This window comes from Delftia sp. GW456-R20 (assembly GCF_001622915.1).
Taxonomy (GTDB): domain Bacteria; phylum Pseudomonadota; class Gammaproteobacteria; order Burkholderiales; family Burkholderiaceae_C; genus Comamonas; species Comamonas acidovorans.
In genome coordinates this window covers 2,457,175-2,473,938 of record NZ_LWCN01000004.1, presented here as the reverse complement: position 1 = coordinate 2,473,938, position 16,764 = coordinate 2,457,175, and the positions used below count along the sequence as shown (strand labels likewise).

General features: G+C 68.3%; 18 protein-coding genes. 10 read left to right on the top strand and 8 right to left on the bottom strand.

What is annotated here, in order from left to right:
- Nucleotides 1-47: 47 nt before the first annotated feature.
- Complete coding sequence (locus tag A4F85_RS16390; RefSeq protein ID WP_063327174.1) at nt 48-1,148, top strand: sensor histidine kinase; 1,101 nt, start codon at nt 48-50, stop codon at nt 1,146-1,148.
- Nucleotides 1,141-1,779, top strand: coding sequence for a response regulator transcription factor (locus A4F85_RS16385; protein ID WP_013804046.1), 639 nt, complete (start codon nt 1,141-1,143; stop codon nt 1,777-1,779). Before A4F85_RS16390 ends, A4F85_RS16385 begins: the two co-directional genes overlap by 8 nt.
- Before the next feature lie 50 nt (nt 1,780-1,829).
- On the opposite strand, the gene A4F85_RS16380 is transcribed toward A4F85_RS16385, so the two are convergent.
- The 6 genes from A4F85_RS16380 to A4F85_RS16355 form a co-directional block, all read right to left on the bottom strand.
- On the bottom strand, nt 1,830-3,491 hold the full coding sequence (locus A4F85_RS16380) for an MFS transporter (protein ID WP_063328006.1): 1,662 nt from the start codon (nt 3,489-3,491) through the stop codon (nt 1,830-1,832).
- Complete coding sequence (locus A4F85_RS16375) at nt 3,481-3,924, bottom strand: DoxX family protein (protein WP_174549386.1); 444 nt, start codon at nt 3,922-3,924, stop codon at nt 3,481-3,483. Before A4F85_RS16375 ends, A4F85_RS16380 begins: the two co-directional genes overlap by 11 nt.
- Nucleotides 3,925-3,947: 23 nt before the next feature.
- Complete coding sequence (locus A4F85_RS16370; RefSeq protein WP_063327173.1) at nt 3,948-5,846, bottom strand: amidohydrolase; 1,899 nt, start codon at nt 5,844-5,846, stop codon at nt 3,948-3,950.
- A gap of 124 nt (nt 5,847-5,970) precedes the next feature.
- Complete coding sequence (locus A4F85_RS16365) at nt 5,971-6,243, bottom strand: XapX domain-containing protein (RefSeq protein ID WP_012203487.1); 273 nt, start codon at nt 6,241-6,243, stop codon at nt 5,971-5,973.
- A gap of 36 nt (nt 6,244-6,279) precedes the next feature.
- Nucleotides 6,280-6,978 carry a hydrolase gene (locus A4F85_RS16360; RefSeq protein ID WP_063327172.1) on the bottom strand — a complete coding sequence of 233 codons (699 nt, stop codon included), beginning with the start codon at nt 6,976-6,978 and terminating at the stop codon, nt 6,280-6,282.
- A gap of 69 nt (nt 6,979-7,047) precedes the next feature.
- Complete coding sequence (locus A4F85_RS16355; RefSeq protein WP_063327171.1) at nt 7,048-7,752, bottom strand: pirin family protein; 705 nt, start codon at nt 7,750-7,752, stop codon at nt 7,048-7,050.
- A gap of 102 nt (nt 7,753-7,854) precedes the next feature.
- On the opposite strand from A4F85_RS16355, the gene A4F85_RS16350 reads away from it, so the two are divergent.
- The gene (locus tag A4F85_RS16350; RefSeq protein WP_063327170.1) at nt 7,855-8,778 is read left to right on the top strand and encodes a LysR family transcriptional regulator; all 924 of its coding nucleotides are present in this window, start codon (nt 7,855-7,857) and stop codon (nt 8,776-8,778) included.
- 40 nt (nt 8,779-8,818) lie between these two features.
- On the opposite strand, the gene A4F85_RS16345 is transcribed toward A4F85_RS16350, so the two are convergent.
- Nucleotides 8,819-9,343 (bottom strand): YqaA family protein, encoded by a 525-nt coding sequence (locus A4F85_RS16345; RefSeq protein ID WP_013804040.1) that lies wholly within the window; start codon nt 9,341-9,343, stop codon nt 8,819-8,821.
- A gap of 105 nt (nt 9,344-9,448) precedes the next feature.
- Between A4F85_RS16345 and A4F85_RS16340 the strand changes: the two genes are divergently transcribed.
- From A4F85_RS16340 to A4F85_RS16310, 7 genes are all read left to right on the top strand, one after another.
- Nucleotides 9,449-10,063, top strand: a complete 615-nt coding sequence (locus A4F85_RS16340; RefSeq protein WP_063327169.1) for a hypothetical protein — start codon at nt 9,449-9,451, stop codon at nt 10,061-10,063.
- Nucleotides 10,064-10,206: 143 nt separating this feature from the next.
- Nucleotides 10,207-11,277, top strand: coding sequence for a tRNA dihydrouridine synthase DusB (gene dusB / locus A4F85_RS16335; RefSeq protein ID WP_013804038.1), 1,071 nt, complete (start codon nt 10,207-10,209; stop codon nt 11,275-11,277).
- The gene (locus tag A4F85_RS16330) at nt 11,274-11,507 is read left to right on the top strand and encodes a Fis family transcriptional regulator (protein WP_013804037.1); all 234 of its coding nucleotides are present in this window, start codon (nt 11,274-11,276) and stop codon (nt 11,505-11,507) included. The genes dusB and A4F85_RS16330 overlap by 4 nt, the downstream gene beginning before the upstream one ends.
- Before the next feature lie 44 nt (nt 11,508-11,551).
- Nucleotides 11,552-13,150 (top strand): bifunctional phosphoribosylaminoimidazolecarboxamide formyltransferase/IMP cyclohydrolase, encoded by a 1,599-nt coding sequence (gene purH, locus A4F85_RS16325; protein ID WP_063327168.1) that lies wholly within the window; start codon nt 11,552-11,554, stop codon nt 13,148-13,150.
- Complete coding sequence (locus tag A4F85_RS16320; protein WP_063327167.1) at nt 13,150-13,695, top strand: c-type cytochrome; 546 nt, start codon at nt 13,150-13,152, stop codon at nt 13,693-13,695. Before purH ends, A4F85_RS16320 begins: the two co-directional genes overlap by 1 nt.
- Before the next feature lie 2 nt (nt 13,696-13,697).
- Nucleotides 13,698-14,297, top strand: a complete 600-nt coding sequence (locus A4F85_RS16315; protein ID WP_063327166.1) for a DNA-3-methyladenine glycosylase I — start codon at nt 13,698-13,700, stop codon at nt 14,295-14,297.
- 646 nt (nt 14,298-14,943) lie between these two features.
- The gene (locus A4F85_RS16310; RefSeq protein ID WP_063327165.1) at nt 14,944-15,342 is read left to right on the top strand and encodes a hypothetical protein; all 399 of its coding nucleotides are present in this window, start codon (nt 14,944-14,946) and stop codon (nt 15,340-15,342) included.
- A 71-nt stretch (nt 15,343-15,413) separates the two neighbouring features.
- On the opposite strand, the gene hemL is transcribed toward A4F85_RS16310, so the two are convergent.
- Complete coding sequence (gene hemL / locus A4F85_RS16305) at nt 15,414-16,730, bottom strand: glutamate-1-semialdehyde 2,1-aminomutase (RefSeq protein ID WP_373681038.1); 1,317 nt, start codon at nt 16,728-16,730, stop codon at nt 15,414-15,416.
- Nucleotides 16,731-16,764 lie beyond the last annotated feature (34 nt).

The window sequence follows — 16,764 nt, the reverse complement described above, 5'->3', positions numbered from 1 at the left end:
GCATCTTGCGACACAATCGACACGCCCTCATCGCAGCCCTGCACGCCATGACCACCGCTCTGCGCCGCTTTCCCCATTGGCCCCGGGCCCTGATCCTGGCGGCCATGGGCGTCGCCATGGCCGCGATCTTCGCGCTGGACACGCTGACCGACTACGCCGTGGCGGCCGCCGTGTTCCATACCGCCATCATCCTGGTGGCGGTGCGCTGGTTCAGCCCGCGCGTGGTCATCGGCCTCACGGCGCTGTGCATCGTGCTGACCCTGGCCAGCTTTGCGCTCACGCCTGCCGGTGCCTATCGCACCGGACTGATCAACATGGTGATCAGCATCCTGGCCATTGCCATCACGGCCTATCTGGGCCTGAAGATGGTGGCGGCCCAGAACGCCGCCCATGAGGCGCGCACCCAGCTGATGCGCATCACCCAGGCCACCAGCCTGGGGCAGTTGACGGCCTCCATCGCCCATGAGGTCAACCAGCCGCTGGCGGCCATCGTCACCAGCGGCAATGCCTGCCAGCGCTGGCTGGCCCAGGACCCACCCAATCTGGCCAAGGCCGGCCAGGCGCTGGAGCGCATCCTGGGCGATGCGCAGCGCGCCAGCGATGTCATTGCCCGCATCCGCAGCATGGCGCGCGGCGAGGCGCCCAGCCGCCAGTCCTTCGACCTCAACGACGCCGTGCGCGAGATGGCGCGCCTGTCGGACGCCGAGCTGGACCGGCGCGGCGTGGCCCTGGACCTGCAACTGGCGCCCGCGCTGCAGCCGGCCTGGGCCGACCGCGTGCACATCCAGCAGGTGCTGGCCAACCTGCTGATCAATGCCATGGATGCCATGCAGGGCACGCCCGCCGCGCAGCGGCGCATCACCGTCACCACCCAGGCCCTGGGCCAGCAACTGGTGCTGACCGTGGCCGATGCGGGCGAAGGCCTGTCGCCCCTGGCCCGCACCCACCTGTTCGATGCCTTCTGGACCACCAAGCCCGACGGCATGGGCCTGGGCCTGAACATCTGCCGCCACATGGCCGAGGCCAACGGCGGCCGCATCTGGGCCACGGACCGCGAGGACATGCGCGGCGGCACGGTCTTTCACATCACCATTGCCTGCGCCCCGGCCATGGGCGACAGGTCTTCCACGGGATTGCGCCATGGCTGAACCCTCCACGGCCGAAGCCGAGGCACTTGTCTACATCGTCGATGACGACGCCTCGGTGCGTGCCGCCATCGAGGACCTGCTGGCCTCGGTGGGCCTGTGCGTGCGCGCCTTCGGCGCCACGCGCGAGTTTCTGGACCACTGGCAGCGGCAGCCGCCCGCGGGGCCTGCATGCCTGGTGCTGGACATCCGCATGCCGGGCCAAAGCGGCATGGACTTCCGGCGCCAGATGCTGGAGATGGGCCTGAAGCTGCCCACCATCTTCATCACCGGCCATGGCGACATTCCCATGAGCGTGGAGGCCATGAAGACCGGCGCCATCGAGTTCCTGACCAAGCCCTTCCGCGACCAGGACCTGCTGGACGCCATCCAGCAGGGCATTGCCCTGGACCGCCAGCGCCGCGCGCTGGAGGCCGGCGAACAGGCGCTGCGCGCCTGCTGGCAATCGCTGTCGCCGGGCGAGCAGGAAGTGGTCGTGGGCGTGGTGCGCGGCCTGCTGAACAAGCAGATCGCGGCAGACCTGGGCGTGAGCGAGATCACGGTGAAGGTGCGGCGTGGCCAGGCCATGCGCAAGATGCAGGTGCGCACGCTGGCCGACCTGGTGCGTGCGCTGGAGCGGCTGGATATCCGCTGAGGTGTCCTGGCAGGCCGGGCGCAGGCCAGGGGCCGGCCTGCCGCAACGCTTCAGTGGGCGTGGCCGTGCGCCGGTGCCTGCGCAGGCCCGCTTGCGGCACTGGCGGCACTGGCGGCATCCAGCGCCAGGAAGTGGTGGACCACGGGCCGCTCGGGGCCGATGTGAAAGCGCAGCGCCTGGGCCTGCAGATCGGCATCGGCCCTGGACACGCGCTGGTGCTGGCGCAGATGCTCGGCCCAGGACTCCACCAGGAACCACTCGATCACCCGGCCCGGCTCGCCCGTGTGCTCGGCAATGCCCCAGGCATAGGCGCCGTCGCGGCGGCGTTCGCGTGCGACATGCTGCATGGCCTCGATGAAGGCTGGCAGGTCGTCGCGGCGCACCTGGTACTCCACCTGGATCATCACGGGGCCACGGTCATGGGCCACGGGCTCGGCCAGCAGCGGCTCGGGCCAGTGGTTGGAGGCCTGCAGGTCCGCCTCGCCCGTGGGCAGCTTGATGCGGTGGAACACCAGCGAGATGGCCACCAGGCCCGCCGCGCCGATCAGCAGCGCCGTGGGAATGCCCACGCCCTGCGCGAACAGCCCCCAGGCCAGGCTGCCGCCCGCCATGGCGCCGTTGAACACCATCAGGTAGATGGCCAGCCCGCGGCCGCGCACCCAGTTGGGCAGCACCGCCTGGGCCACGCCGTTGAGCGTGGTCAGCGCAATGATCCAGCCCAGGCCCAGCACCAGCATCAGCAGCACGGCGGCCCATTGCGGCGGCGCCGTGGACAGCGCGGCCATCACGGCGGCGCTGAGCACGGAGGACAGCAGCACCAGGCCATCGGCATCCAGCCTTTTGCGCAGGCGCGGCAGCACCAGCGCTCCCAGGATGGCGCCTGCGCCCACGGCGCCCAGCATCACACCGTAAAAGCCTGCTGAGCCGCCCAGCATGCGCCGCGCCACCAGCGGCAGCAGGGCCCACACCGAGCTGGCGAAGAGGAAGAACACGGCGGCGCGCAGCAGCACCACATGCAGCTCGCGGCTGGAGCGCGCATAGCGCAGGCCTGCGCGGAAGGCGCCGAAGAACTGTTCGTTCAGGGCCGAGGCCTCTGCCTTGGGGCGCTTCCACCAGACCAGCGCGGCGATCACGAATACATAGCTGGCCACGTCCGCGCCATAGGCCGCCGCCGCGCCGAAGCTGGCCAGCAGCAGGCCGCCGGCCGCAGGGCCCAGGGCGCGTGCGATGTTGATGCCCAGCGAGTTCAGCGCCACCGCGTTCTTGAGGTCGCTGCGCGGCACCAGCTCGGGCACGATGGACTGCCAGGTCGGCCCCATCAGCGCCGCGCCTATGCCGCCCACGAAGGTCAGCGCCACCAGGTACTCCACGGTCAGCGTGTTGGTGCGTGCCAGCAGCAGCAGGCTGGCGCTGACGGCGGCCAGCAGGATCTGGATGCCGATCAGGAAACGGCGGCGGTCCAGGATGTCGGACAGCACGCCGGCCGGAATCGCCAGCAGGAAGATGGGCAGCGTGGCCGCCGTCTGGATCAGGGCCACGGCGGCCGGGCTGGCCGACAGCTCGGTCACCATCCAGGAGCTGGCCACATCGCGCATGAAGCTGCCGATGTTGCCCAGCACCGTGGCCGCCCACAGCACCGCGAACACGGGCTGGCGCAGCGGCGCGAAGCTGCCGGAGGCAGTGGCTGCGGGCCGGGTCGAATCAGCGGTCATGGCGCTCTCCCAGGTCATGCCAGGCGACGAACAGAAAGCCGCCGACCAGGCCCAGATGCTCGAAGAAGGAATTGGCCGCCATGAAGCGCTCCTGCCCTGCGGGAAGCTCCCAGAAGCGCAGCGCGACGAAGGTGGCCAGCAGCGTGAACGCGGCCAGCGCCAGGGCGCCCAGCCAGCGCAGCCGGCCGGTGATGATCATGGCCGAGGCGCCCAGCTCCAGCGCGATCACCAGGACCGCGAACAGCGGTGCCGGCGACAGGCCGAAGTGGGCCATCTCGCCCAGCGCGCCGGGAAAGTCGGTGAGCTTGACCAGGCCGCCCTGCAGATAGGCGGCGCACAGGCCCAGGTAGGCCACCAGGCGCACGGCCTGGCTGCCGAACACCGGGCGTGCGGTGGCCGCAAGGCGGCCGGAGAACGTACTGGCTTGGGTCATGGCGGGTGTCATGCGTGTGCTCCTCAGGCCATCCAGCAGGAGCAGCCCAGCGCGCCGAAGAAGCTCTTGGGGTCCGAGGTCGGCACGTTCGATGCCCATGCGTCGGCATGGCTGTGGCCGTGCATGCCGCAGCTGGTGCCGCAGCCGCAGGCCGCCGCCAGGCTGCGGTAGCGCGCGGGGTTGAGCGAGTTCCTGCCCGCGCCCTCGGGCTCGCCCCAGGCGCCGTAGCCGCCAAAGCGCCGCACGGGCGACCAGTCGGGCATGGCCGGCGGCAGCGGGTTGTCGTCATGCTGCTGGAAGGGGCCTGCGCCATAGACCACGCGGCCGCCCACCACGGTGAGGTCGGAGGTGAGAAAGGAGATCTCGTCCTCGGGCACGGCGAAGTAGTCCTTGCTGGGCACGATCATGTCGGCCAGCTGGCCCACCTGGATGCGGCCGCGCAGGCCTTCCTCGTTGGAGAACCAGGCCACGTTCTCGGTCCACATGCGCAGCGCGGTCTCGCGGTCCAGCAGGTTGCGCTGGGGGTACATCTGCAGGCCGCCCACGGTCTTGCCCGTCACCATCCACGACAGAGACACCCAGGGGTTGTAGGAGGCCACGCGCGTGGCGTCCGTGCCGGCCGAGGTCTTCACGCCGCGCTCCAGGATCTTCTTGACGGGCGGCGTGGCCTCGGTGGCGCGTGCGCCGTAGCGTTCGGTGAAATATTCGCCCTGGTAGGCCATGCGGTGCTGCACGGCCACGCCGCCGCCCAGCGCCGCAATGCGGTCGATGGACTTGTCCGAAATGGTCTCGGCATGGTCGAAGAACCAGTTCAGGCCGTCGATGGGCGTGTCGCGGTGCACCTTCTCGAACACATCGAGCGCGCGCGAGATGGTCTCGTCATAGGTGGCATGCAGGCGCCACGGCCATTGGTTCTGCACCAGCACGCGCACCACTTCCTCCAGGTCGCCCTCCATGCTGGGCGGCATGTCGGGGCGCGGCTGGCGGAAGTCCTCGAAGTCGGCGGCCGAGTACACCAGCATCTCGCCCGCGCCGTTGTGGCGGAAATAGTCGTTGCCCTGCTTGTACTTCACGCTTTGCGTCCAGTTGAGGAAGTCGGCCTTCTCCTCCTTGGGCTTTTGCGTGAACAGGTTGTAGGCCAGGCGCACGGTGATCTGGTTGGCGTCGCTGAGCTTCTGGATCACGTCGTAGTCGTCGGGGTAGTTCTGAAAGCCCCCGCCCGCATCGATGACGCCGGTCACGCCCAGGCGGTTGAGTTCGCGCATGAAGTGGCGCGTGGAATTGACCTGGTAGTCCAGCGGCAGCTTGGGGCCCTTGGCCAGCGTGCTGTAGAGGATGGTGGCGTTGGGCTTGGCCAGCAGCAGGCCCGTGGGGTTGCCGTTGGCATCGCGCGTGATCTCGCCGCCTGCAGGCTGGGGCGTGTCGCGGGTGTAGCCCACGGCGCGCAGGGCGGCGGCGTTGAGCAGGGCGCGGTCATACAGGTGCAGCAGAAAGACCGGGGTATCGGGCGCGATGGCGTTGATCTCGTCGATGGTGGGCAGGCGCTTTTCCACGAACTGGTGCTCGGTGAAACCGCCGACCACGCGCACCCACTGCGGCGCAGGCGTGATGGCCACCTGGCGCTTGAGCATGTCCAGCGCGTCGGCCAGCGAGCGCACGCCGTCCCAGCGCAGCTCCAGGTTGAAGTTCAGGCCGCCACGGATCACGTGCGTGTGGTTGTCGAACAGGCCGGGCAGCACACTGCGGCGCTGCAGATCGATGCGGCGCGTGCCGCTGCCGGCCAGGGCCAGCACCTCGGCGTCCGAGCCCACGGCGATGAACCGGCCGTCCTTCACGGCCACGGCGGTGGCGGTGGGCTGGGCCTTGTTCAGCGTGGTGAAGCGGCCGTTGTGGAAGATGACTTCCGGCGTGGAATCGGACATGGAGGCTCCTTGGCGAGCGTTGGTGGTGCAACCCAGCAGTCCACCCATGGCAAGGGTGGCGGCGGAGCCCAGGACTTTTCTGCGCGTGGTCATGGTGCAGTTTTCTTGGAGAGAGGGGGAGGGGTCAGCCGTGGTGCCGATCGGCATCGGCATCGGCGTTCTTGCGGCCGGGCAACTGGCCCAGCACATGCTCGGTGGCCTGCGTTTTGCTGCAGGCGCTGCGCAGGTCCATGCCCTGCAGCAGATGCCGGCCCACGGGCACGATCTGCTCGCCGGCCAGGATGCCCAGCAGGCCGACCAGGGCCACCAGCGGCGGTGCGGGCGAGCGCACCTGCAGCAGGCTGTAGACCACGCCGACCAGCAGGCCGGCCCCCAGGGAAAGTGCATAGAGCTTCATGGCGAGACTCCTTTGGCGGGCCGGCGGCGCTGGTGCTCAGGCCTTGGCGGGGTTCGGGCCCACGGTCTCGCCGTGCTGCACGCGCTCGGTGGCCTTGTGCACCATGGTGTAGGCATAGTCCACGCCCATGCCGTAGGCGCCGGAATGCTCGCGCACGATGTCCATCACCGCGTCGTAGGTCTCGCGGCGGGCCCAGTCGCGCTGCCATTCCAGCAGCACCTGCTGCCAGGTCACGGGCACCACGCCGGCCTGCACCATGCGGTCCATGGCGTAGTTGTGCGCGTCCAGCGACGTGCCGCCCGAGGCGTCGGCCACCATGTAGATCTCGTAGTCCGTGTCATGCAGGGCCGACAGGGCGAAGGTGGTGTTGCACACCTCGGTCCACAGGCCGGAGACCACGATCTTCTTGCGGCCCTGGGCGGCGTTCCTGGCCAGTGCGTCCCGCACGTTCTGGTCGTCCCAGGAATTCATGGAGCTGCGCTCCAGCAGTTGGTGCTCGGGGAACACGGCCAGCAGTTCGGGATAGGTGTGGCCGGAGAAGCTGCCCGTCTCCACCGTGGTGATGGTGGCGGGGATGCCGAAGGCCTTGGCCGCCTTGGCCAGGCCCACCACGTTGTTCTTGAGCACCTGGCGGTCGATGGACTGCACGCCGAAGGCCATCTGGGGCTGCTGGTCGATGAAGATGATCTGGCTGTTGGCGGGCGTCAGGACTTCGAGGTACTTGCGGTCGGTCATGGTGATCTCCTGTGAGGGGTTGGACGGGGTACGGGAAATGTTTTCTTGGGAAGAGGCGGGCAGGACGCTTCAGCGCGCCGTGTCGACGAGCACCAGCTCGGTGTCGGCCAGGGCCGTCACACGGAAGCTGTCCACATCGCTGATGGCGGCGCCGTCGCGCTCCTGCAGCGTCACGCCGTCGATCTGCACCGAGCCGCTGGCCGGCACCAGGTAGCCCAGGCGTTCGCGGCCGATGCGGTACTCCGTGCTCTCGCCGGCCTTCAGCGTGGCGCCCAGCACCCGGGCGGCGGTGCGGATGGGCAGGGCGTCCTCGTCACCGGGCAGGCCGCTGGCCAGGGCCACGAAGCTGCCCGAGCGCTCGCCCTTGGGGAAGGGCTTGGCACCCCAGGACGGGGGCTGCTGGCCGCGCTCGTCGGGCATGATCCAGATCTGGAAGATCCGCGTCGTGTCCTTTTCCTGGTTGTATTCCGAGTGGCGGATGCCGGTGCCCGCGCTCATTACCTGCACGTCGCCCGCTTCGGTGCGGCCCTTGTTGCCCAGGCTGTCCTGGTGGGTGATGGCGCCTTCACGGACGTAGGTAATGATTTCCATGTTGGCGTGGGCATGGGGCGGGAAGCCCGTGCCGGCGGCGATGGTGTCGTCGTTCCACACCCGCAGCGCGCCCCAGCCCATGCGGGCCGGATCGTGGTAGCCGGCGAAGGAAAAGTGATGCTTGGCATCGAGCCAGCCGTGGTTGGCACCGCCAAGGGCTTGGAAGGGACGGCGTTCGATCATGGTGTTCTCCTGCTGCGTTGTGTGTTGCGATGGATGAACTTTATGTTTTGCCGATCAAGAAGAGAATAGAAAATATGCAAAGACATCTATTCCAAAACTTTCATGCCAAGACTTCCTGACCTCGAAGCCTGGGCCGTCTTCGCCAAGGTGGCCGAGACGGGCTCCTTCGCCAAGGCCGCCGCCGACCTGGGCGTCTCCCAGCCCACCATCTCCAAGGCCATCACGCGGCTGGAGACGCGGCTCAAGACCAGCCTGTTCCACCGCACCTCGCGGCGCATGTCGCTGACGGCCAGCGGCCAGGCCTCGCTGGAGCGCGCCGCGCGCATCCTGGCCGAGGGCGAGGCCGTGGAGGCCGAGATCAGCGAGCAGTCCAAAAGCCTGCGCGGCCCCATCCGCATTGCGGCGCCCATGTCGTTCGGCATCTCGCACCTGGCGCCGGCCGTGCCCGCCTTCATGGCCGAGCACCCGGAAGTCACGCTGGACCTGCACTTCAGCGACGAGCTGATCGACGTCGTGGCCCAGGGCTTCGACATCGCGCTGCGCATCTCCTCGCTGCCCGACTCCAGCCTGCTGGCGCGGCGCCTGTGCACGGTGCGCCTGCTGCTGGTGGGATCACCCGAATACTTCGAGCGCCACGGCCGCCCCTCCCATCCGCGCGAGCTGGCTCAGCACCGCGCGCTGCGCTATGTGCACAGCCGCCTGGGCGAGGCCTGGCGCTTCGTGCATGCGCGCCGCGGCGAGTTCGCCCAGGTCGTTCCCACGGCCATGCGCGTGAACAATGCCGAGGGCCTGGCGCCGGCCCTGCGCGCCGGGCTGGGCCTGGCCCTGCAGCCCGAATTCCTGGCCTGGGAAGATTTGCAATCGGGTGCGCTGCAGACCTGCATGGATGACTGGCAGGTGCCCTCCATCGCCCTGCACATCGTCACGCCGCCCGGGCGCGCCCGGCCGGCGCGCGTGCAGGCGCTGATCGATTTCCTGGCTGCGCACTTCGCGCTGGCGCCCTGGGCGCGCGAGCCGCAGGCGTAGATCGCAAAAAGGGGAGGGCTTCGGTGGGAGGGCTTCGGCCTCAGCTGGCCCAGGAGGCCGGCAGCAGCTGCAGCAGCACCACCGTCATCACCACATAGCGCAGGAACTTGCCGATGGCCATGTAGAACACGCAGGGCCAGAACGGCAGGCGCAGCCAGCCGGCCACGGCGCACAGCGGATCGCCCACCACGGGCAGCCAGCTCAGCAGGCAGGCCTTGGCGCCCAGGCGGCGCAGCCACACGCGGGCGCGGCGCTCGTGGCGGGACAGGGCGCGGGGCGGCTTGGCCCGCAGATCCTCGGGCAGTCCGGCGCGCCGCCGCTCGCGGGCCGCACGCCAGGCCTTGTGCGCACCCAGGCCCATCCACCAGCTGATGGCGCCGCCCAGCGTATTGCCGGCCGTGGCCACGAAGACCGTTTGCCAGAACAGATCGGGGTTGAGCTGCAGCAGGCCCACCACCGCAGGCTCGGAGCCCAGCGGCAGCAGCGTGGCCGAAATCAGGGCCACGATGAACACGGTGCTGAGGCCGAACTGCGGCAGCGCCAGCCAGCCCAGCAGTTGATGCATCCAGACTTCCATAGGTGCTGTAAGTGTAGGTCTGCGCTGGCTGACGCTTTGTCGGCCTGAAGCTATCGTGGGGCCTGTTCCAGAACCACAAGCACAGGGGGCGTCATGCAGACAGGGCGGATTGCAGGATGGGCGGGATGGGCGGCATTGGGAATGGCAGCAGCCGGCTTGGCCGGCTGCGCTGCGTTGCAGCCATCGCCGGGCAAGGACACCACCGTGGTGGCTCAGGCCGCTGCCCAGGCGCCGCCCACCCAGGCTGCACCGCCCTCCGCCTGGAGCAAGGCGCTGCAGGCCAAGGGCTGCACCCTGCCGGACCCGGCCGTGGGCGACAGGCTGGAGCAGCTGCAGCGCGAGCTGGAGCCGCTGGGCCTGGAGCCGCGTCTGCAAGGCTGCGTGAGCCTGGCCGGGTCCGAGCCCGGCCCGGCCCTGGTGCTGGACGCCTGGGTGACCGACGGGCGCAAGGCCATGGCCGTGGTGCGCGGCCCGCTGGCCGACGGCGAGGCGCTGGACCTGGGACTGGAGGCTGGGCCGCAGGCAGCTGGGCTGCAGGCAGCCGGGCAGCCGAAAGCCGGGCTGCAGAAGGTCGGCCTGCGCCCCATGCCCGACGACCAGGTCTCTCCCGACGTGCAATTCAACCGCCGCTGGTGGCAGGGCCGGCTCGGTGCCTACGGGCTGCACGCCGTTCCGGGCCAGGTGCGCACCTTCGTGCCCACACCATGAAAACTGCGCACTGTCTTGTTTTCGCTGCTTGGCCGTCTTGACGGCCCGGTTTTAGCCCTGCTGAAAATTTGGGCAGGTACAATCTTGGTCCTTTGTTGCCGCCCGTTTTGTGCTCGGCGCGCGCGTTTTCTCCGGCTTTTCCGATGTCCTCCCCACCCCTGTCCATAGGCCCCCATGCCCTGGCCAATCGCCTGTTCGTCGCCCCCATGGCCGGGGTGACGGATCGGCCGTTCCGCCAGCTGTGCAAGGCCCTGGGCGCGGGCTACGCGGTCAGCGAGATGGTGACATCGCGCAAGGACCTGTGGAACAGCCTCAAGACCTCGCGCCGCGCCAACCATGAAGGCGAGCCCGGCCCCATCGCGGTGCAGATCGCGGGCACGGACGCCGAGATGATGGCCGAGGCCGCGCGCTACAACCTGGACCGCGGCGCCCAGATCATCGACATCAACATGGGCTGCCCGGCCAAGAAGGTCTGCAACAAATGGGCCGGCTCGGCCCTGATGCAGAACGAGGCCCTGGCCGTGGAGATTGCCCAGGCTGTTGTAGAGGCCTGCGCCCCGCACGGCGTGCCCGTCACGCTGAAGATGCGCACCGGCTGGTGCGACGCGCACAGGAACGCCGTGGTGCTGGCCCGCCGCTTCGAGGAGGTGGGCATACAGATGCTCACCGTGCACGGCCGCACGCGCGAGCAGGGTTACAAGGGCTTTGCCGAGTACGACACCATCGCTGCCGTCAAGGCGGCGGTGCGCGTGCCCGTGGTGGCCAACGGCGACATCACCAGCCCCGAGAAGGCGCGCGACGTGCTCGCCTACACGGGCGCCGATGCCGTGATGATCGGCCGCGCGGCCCAGGGCCGGCCGTGGATCTTCCGCGAGATCGCGCACTTCATGGCCACGGGCGAGCACATGGCCCCGCCCCTGGTGGCCGAGCTGCGCCGGCTGCTGCTGGACCACCTGCAGGACCACTACAGCCTGTACGGCGAGGGCACCGGCGTGCGCAGCGCGCGCAAGCACATCGCCTGGTACCTGCGCAGCCTGCCGGGCGGTGAAGCATTCAGACAACACATCAACACCATCGAGGACTGCGCGGTGCAATGGCAGGCCGTGGCCGACTATCTGGACGCCCTGGGCGCACAGATGGACCGGATACCGGCCGCCATCGATGCCGGCGCCACAAGCGCCGAATTCGGAGAGCCCGCAGGAATGACAGTATGAGCAACCAGAACATCGAACAATGCGTGCGTGAAAGCCTGGAGGGGTATTTCCGCGATCTCGACGGCGAAAAGCCCAACGGCATGTACGACATGCTGATCCACCTGGTCGAAAAGCCGCTGCTGGAAGTGGTGATGACCCAGGCCGACAACAACCAGTCCCGCGCTGCCGATTGGCTGGGCCTGAACCGCAACACGCTGCGCAAGAAGCTGCTCGAGCACGACATGCTCTGAGCGGCACGAATCTCCATTTCTTCAAACTCCCTGCACTGACGCCCATGAACGCCCTGCTCTCCGTCTCTGACAAGACCGGTATCGTCGAATTCGCCCAAGGCCTGCACGCCCTGGGCATCAAGCTGCTGTCCACCGGCGGCACCGCCAAGCTGCTGGCCGAGGCCGGCCTGCCCGTGACCGAGGTCGCCGAAGTCACCCAGTTCCCCGAGATGCTGGACGGCCGCGTCAAGACCCTGCACCCCAAGGTCCACGGCGGCCTGCTGGCGCGCCGCGAGCTGCCCGCCCACATGGCGGCCCTCAAGGAGCACGGCATCGACACCATCGACCTGCTGGTGGTGAACCTCTACCCCTTCGAGGCCACCGTGGCCAAGGCCGGCTGCACGCTGGCCGACGCCATCGAGAACATCGACATCGGCGGCCCGGCCATGGTGCGCTCTGCCGCCAAGAACTGGGCCGACGTGGGCGTGATCACCGACGCCGGCCAGTACGAGGCCGTGCTGGGTGAACTCAAGGCCAACGGAAAGCTGTCCGACAAGCTGCGCTTTGCGCTGTCCGTGGCCGCCTTCAACCGCATCGCTCAGTACGACGGCGCCATCAGCGACTACCTGTCCAGCGTGAAGTTCGAGGACGAGAAGCTGTCCGAAGCCTACGTGCCCGAGCGCAGCCCCTTCCCCGGCCAGAGCAACGGCCACTTCACCAAGGTGCAGGACCTGCGCTACGGCGAAAACAGCCACCAGCAGGCCGCCCTGTACCGCGACCTGTATCCGGCTCCCGGCTCCCTGGTCACGGGCGAGCAGCTGCAGGGCAAGGAGCTGTCGTACAACAACATCGCCGACGCCGACGCCGCCTGGGAATGCGTCAAGAGCTTCGAGCAGCCTGCCTGCGTGATCGTCAAGCACGCCAACCCCTGCGGCGTGGCCGTGGGCAAGGACGCGCACGAAGCCTATGCCAAGGCCTTCCAGACCGACCCCACCAGCGCCTTCGGCGGCATCATCGCCTTCAACCGCACGGTGGACAAGGCAGCGGCCGAGGCCGTGGTCAAGCAGTTCGTCGAGGTGCTGATGGCCCCCGACTTCACGGCCGAGGCGCTGGAAATCTTCAAGCCCAAGGTCAATGTGCGCCTGATGAAGATCGCCCTGCCGGCCGGTGGAGAGCGCGCCTGGGACCAGGGCCGCAACGCCATGGACGCCAAGCGCGTCGGCTCGGGCCTGCTGCTGCAGACCGCCGACAACCATGAGCTGGCCCTGGCCGACCTCAAGGTCGTCACCGTCAAGCAGCCTAGCCCCGAAGAACTGCAGGACCTGCTGTTCGCCTGGAAGGTCGCCAAGTACGTCAAGAGCAATGCCATCGTGTTCTGCAAGAACGGCATGACCATGGGCGTGGGCGCAGGCCAGATGAGCCGCCTGGACTCGGCACGCATCGCCTCCATCAAGGCCGAGGCCGCCAAGCTGAGCCTGCAGGGCACGGTCGTGGCCAGCGATGCCTTCTTCCCCTTCCGCGACGGCCTGGACGTGGTCGTTGACGCAGGCGCCACCTGCGTGGCCCAGCCCGGTGGCTCCATGCGCGACCAGGAAGTCATTGATGCCGCCAACGAGCGCGGCGTCGCCATGGTCTTCACCGGCGTGCGCCACTTCCGCCACTGATGGCCGGCCAACTGCCTCCTGGCGCAGACGACGAGGGCGACGACGCCCCCCACCGGCCCCGCTGGCTGGGCTGGGCGCTCGTGGTCTTCATGCTGCTGGTGGCGCTGGGTGTCTTCAACATCGGCTGGCGCATCATGCGCGGGCCGGCTGTTGCGCCCGTTGCACCTGCTGCTGGCCTGCCGGCGGCTGCCGTGGCGGCAGCTGCAGATCCAAATGCAGGTGCAGGCGCAGGCGCAGGTACAGAGGCCGGTACGGATGCAGGCCCCCGGCTGCTTGCCGGCAAGGCCCTGGTCGAGGGCAATGACTGCCTGCGCTGCCACGGCATGGTGCGCCACTACGTGGGCCCGTCCTTCCAGCAGATCGCCGAGCGCTACCGGGCCCGCGAAGATGCCGCCGACTACCTGGCGCGCAAGATCCGCGAGGGCGGGGCCGGCGAATGGGGCCGCGCCATCATGCCGCGCCACCCGCACCTCGATACGGCGCAATCCCTGCAGATGGCGGCCTGGCTGCTGTCCCTCCCCTCTCCCGAGCCCGGGAAATCCTGACCATGTCCCGCCTGTTCACCGCCCCTGACGGCCGGCCGCGCTGCCACTGGTGCGCCGCCACGGACGGCTACCTGGCCTACCACGACCGTGAATGGGGCTTTCCCGTCACCGACGACCGGCGCCTGTTCGAGAAGCTCAGCCTCGAAGGCTTCCAGTCCGGCCTGAGCTGGCTGACCATCCTCAACAAGCGCGAGAACTTCCGCGCGGCCTTTGCGGGCTTCGACTTCCACCAGGTCGCGCGCTTCACCGAAGACGACGTGCTGCGGCTGCTGGGCGATGCGGGCATCGTGCGGCATCGCGGCAAGATCGAGGCCGTGATCAACAACGCGCAGCGGGCGCTGGAGATGGTGGAGGCGCAAGGCTCGCTGTCGGCCTTCTTCTGGCGCCATGCGCCTGCACCCGTGACCGGTGACGGGCCCGTGTCCGAGACGGCCGAGTCTCGGGCGCTGTCCAAGGAGTTGAAGAAGCTCGGGTGGAAGTTCGTGGGGCCTACGACTGTCTACTCGTTCATGCAGGCCATGGGGTTGGTCAATGACCATGTTTTGGGGTGTGTGGTGAGGGGTGAGGTGGAGCGGGCACGGGGTGCGTTTCGCTTGGGCTGAACGGGCCTTCGCTTTGGTAAGGGCTGGGTTTCGTTTTTGACCCTGCCGGGTGGTTGTTTTTCGAGGCCGGGTTTCGGCCCGGCGGCCGACCTCCTTTTCTTTGATTCGTCAAAGAAAAGGAGGCAAAAGAAAGACGACCCGGATGTCCGCGACCCCTTCGCTGCGCTGCGGGGCAACCTGCGTCGGGCCGCCTGCGGGGTTCGCCGTGAAACTCACTTCGCGCTACGCGCTCCGTTCAAACAATCACGGCGAGTCAGATGACGAGGCAGTCCTGTCCTTCGGCAGGACTGCAACCCCGCAGGCGGCCCGACGCAGGCGCTGACATACGGGGGGTGGAGGCGGGCCGTCGCTGCGCTCGGCCTGGTTTTGAAGTACTCAGCTATTACACTTGCGGCAGGCCGAAAGGCCCGGTGTGTCGAAGCATCTTTTCAACAGCGTTTGTGACCCCCAGCGAAAAGCGGGGTTCTGTCATGTCCAGATCTTTGGGACTGGCGCGTTCGTGCGCGCGAGTCCTGTCGGTTACGGGCGGGATGGGGCTACCCGTAAGGGCGTCCGCACGGCTGTTGACGTGCTTCGAACATCCCGTCCACCTGTTTCCGTGTCGAAGCGGCGCGGGTGGTTCCTTGATTCCAACAGGAGCCAAGACATGCACCCTCTCACCGCCGTACAGGCGAACTCTCCCCAACCACCCCTTCTTCCCACCTGGCAGCAGGCCATGCATGCTTCGCTGGGCCTGGTGCACAGCACGCTGCAGCAGTTGATCGAGCTGATGACCGACGATCCCGACAGGGACGACAGTGAAATCGATGTGGACTGCGTCGTGGAGCTGGCGCTGGAACACATCAAGCGCATGAGTGTCCAGCAGCACGCGGACCGCTATGCCTTCGAGGTGGAATGGGTCAAGGCAACGGCGGCGCTGCGGCTGGCGCAGGGCGCCTTCGGGCGGCCTCAGTCACGCTTTGGCCTGCGGCTCAAGGACGCTATCCAGCAGCTGGAGATGCTGCCGGAGCTGGTGGAGTTCGTGGACCAGGGCGACGACGAGTGATGTGACCTGCACGCCAGCGCCGGATCACGGCGTTGGTGGCGTTGGCGTGCAAGGGAAGATATCTGCGGATATCAGAGCGTCTTGAACACTTCGCGCGCGGCTTCGATGGTTTTGTCGATGTCCGCGTCCGTGTGCGCGGCGCTCACGAAGCCGGCCTCGTACAGGGCGGGCGCAAAGTAGTGGCCGCGCTCCAGCATGCCGTGGAAGAAGCGGTTGAAGCGTGCGCCATCGGTCTTCATGACCTCGGTCCAGGTGCTGGGCAGCTCGGGCAGCAGGTAGAAGCCGAACAGGCCGCCCTGGTGGTCCACGCTGAAGGGCACGCCGGCGGCGTCGGCCTCGGCCTTGAAGCCGGCCATCAGGCGGCCGGTCTTCGCGTGCAGGGCGTCGTGGAAGCCCGGCTCGCTGATCAGCTCCAGCGTCTTGAGGCCGCAGGCCGTGGCAATGGGGTTGCCCGACAGCGTGCCGGCCTGGTAGACCGGGCCCAGGGGCGAGAGCTTTTCCATGATCTCGCGGCGCGCGCCGAAGGCCGCCATGGGCATGCCGCCGCCGATGACCTTGCCCAGCACGGTGATGTCGGGCGCAAAGCCTTCGATCTGCTGGGCGTACAGGCTCTGGGCGCTGCCCAGGGCCACGCGAAAGCCGGTCATCACCTCGTCGTAGACCATCAGCGCGCCATGCTCGCGCGTGAGTTCGCGGATGCGGCGCGTGAAGGGCACGCTGGCGCGCACGAAGTTCATGTTGCCGGCAATGGGCTCCATGATCACGCAGGCGATCTGGTCGCCGAACTGGGCGAAGGCCTCTTCGAGTTGGCCCACGTCGTTGTATTCCAGCACCACGGTGTCCTTGACCACGTCCTGCGGCACGCCGGCCGAGGAGGAGGCGCCAAACGTCGCCAGGCCCGAGCCGGCCTTGACCAGCAGCGCGTCGGCATGGCCGTGGTAGCAGCCGTTGAACTTGATGATCTTGTTGCGGCCCGTGAAGCCGCGCGCCAGGCGCAGCGCGCTCATGCCGGCCTCGGTGCCCGAGCTGACCATGCGCACCATGTCCATGGAGGGCATGAGCGAGAGGATCTTCTCGGCCAGCACGACCTCGCGCTCCGTGGGTGCGCCGAAGGAGAAGCCTTCCAGCGCGGCGGCCTGCACGGCGGCCATCACCTCGGGGTGGCCGTGGCCCAGGATCATCGGACCCCAGGAGCCGATGTAGTCGGTGAACTGCTGGGCGTTCTCGTCCCAGAAATGCGCGCCCTGCGCACGGCGCACGAAGCGCGGCGTGCCGCCCACGGCGTTGAAGGCGCGCACGGGTGAATTCACGCCGCCGGGGATCACGGCCTTGGCGCGTTCGAACAGGGGAATATTCAGGTCAGTGGTCATAGTGCAGGAGTCTGCCATGTGCGGGGTACAAGCCAGAGGCGCCAAGCAAGGG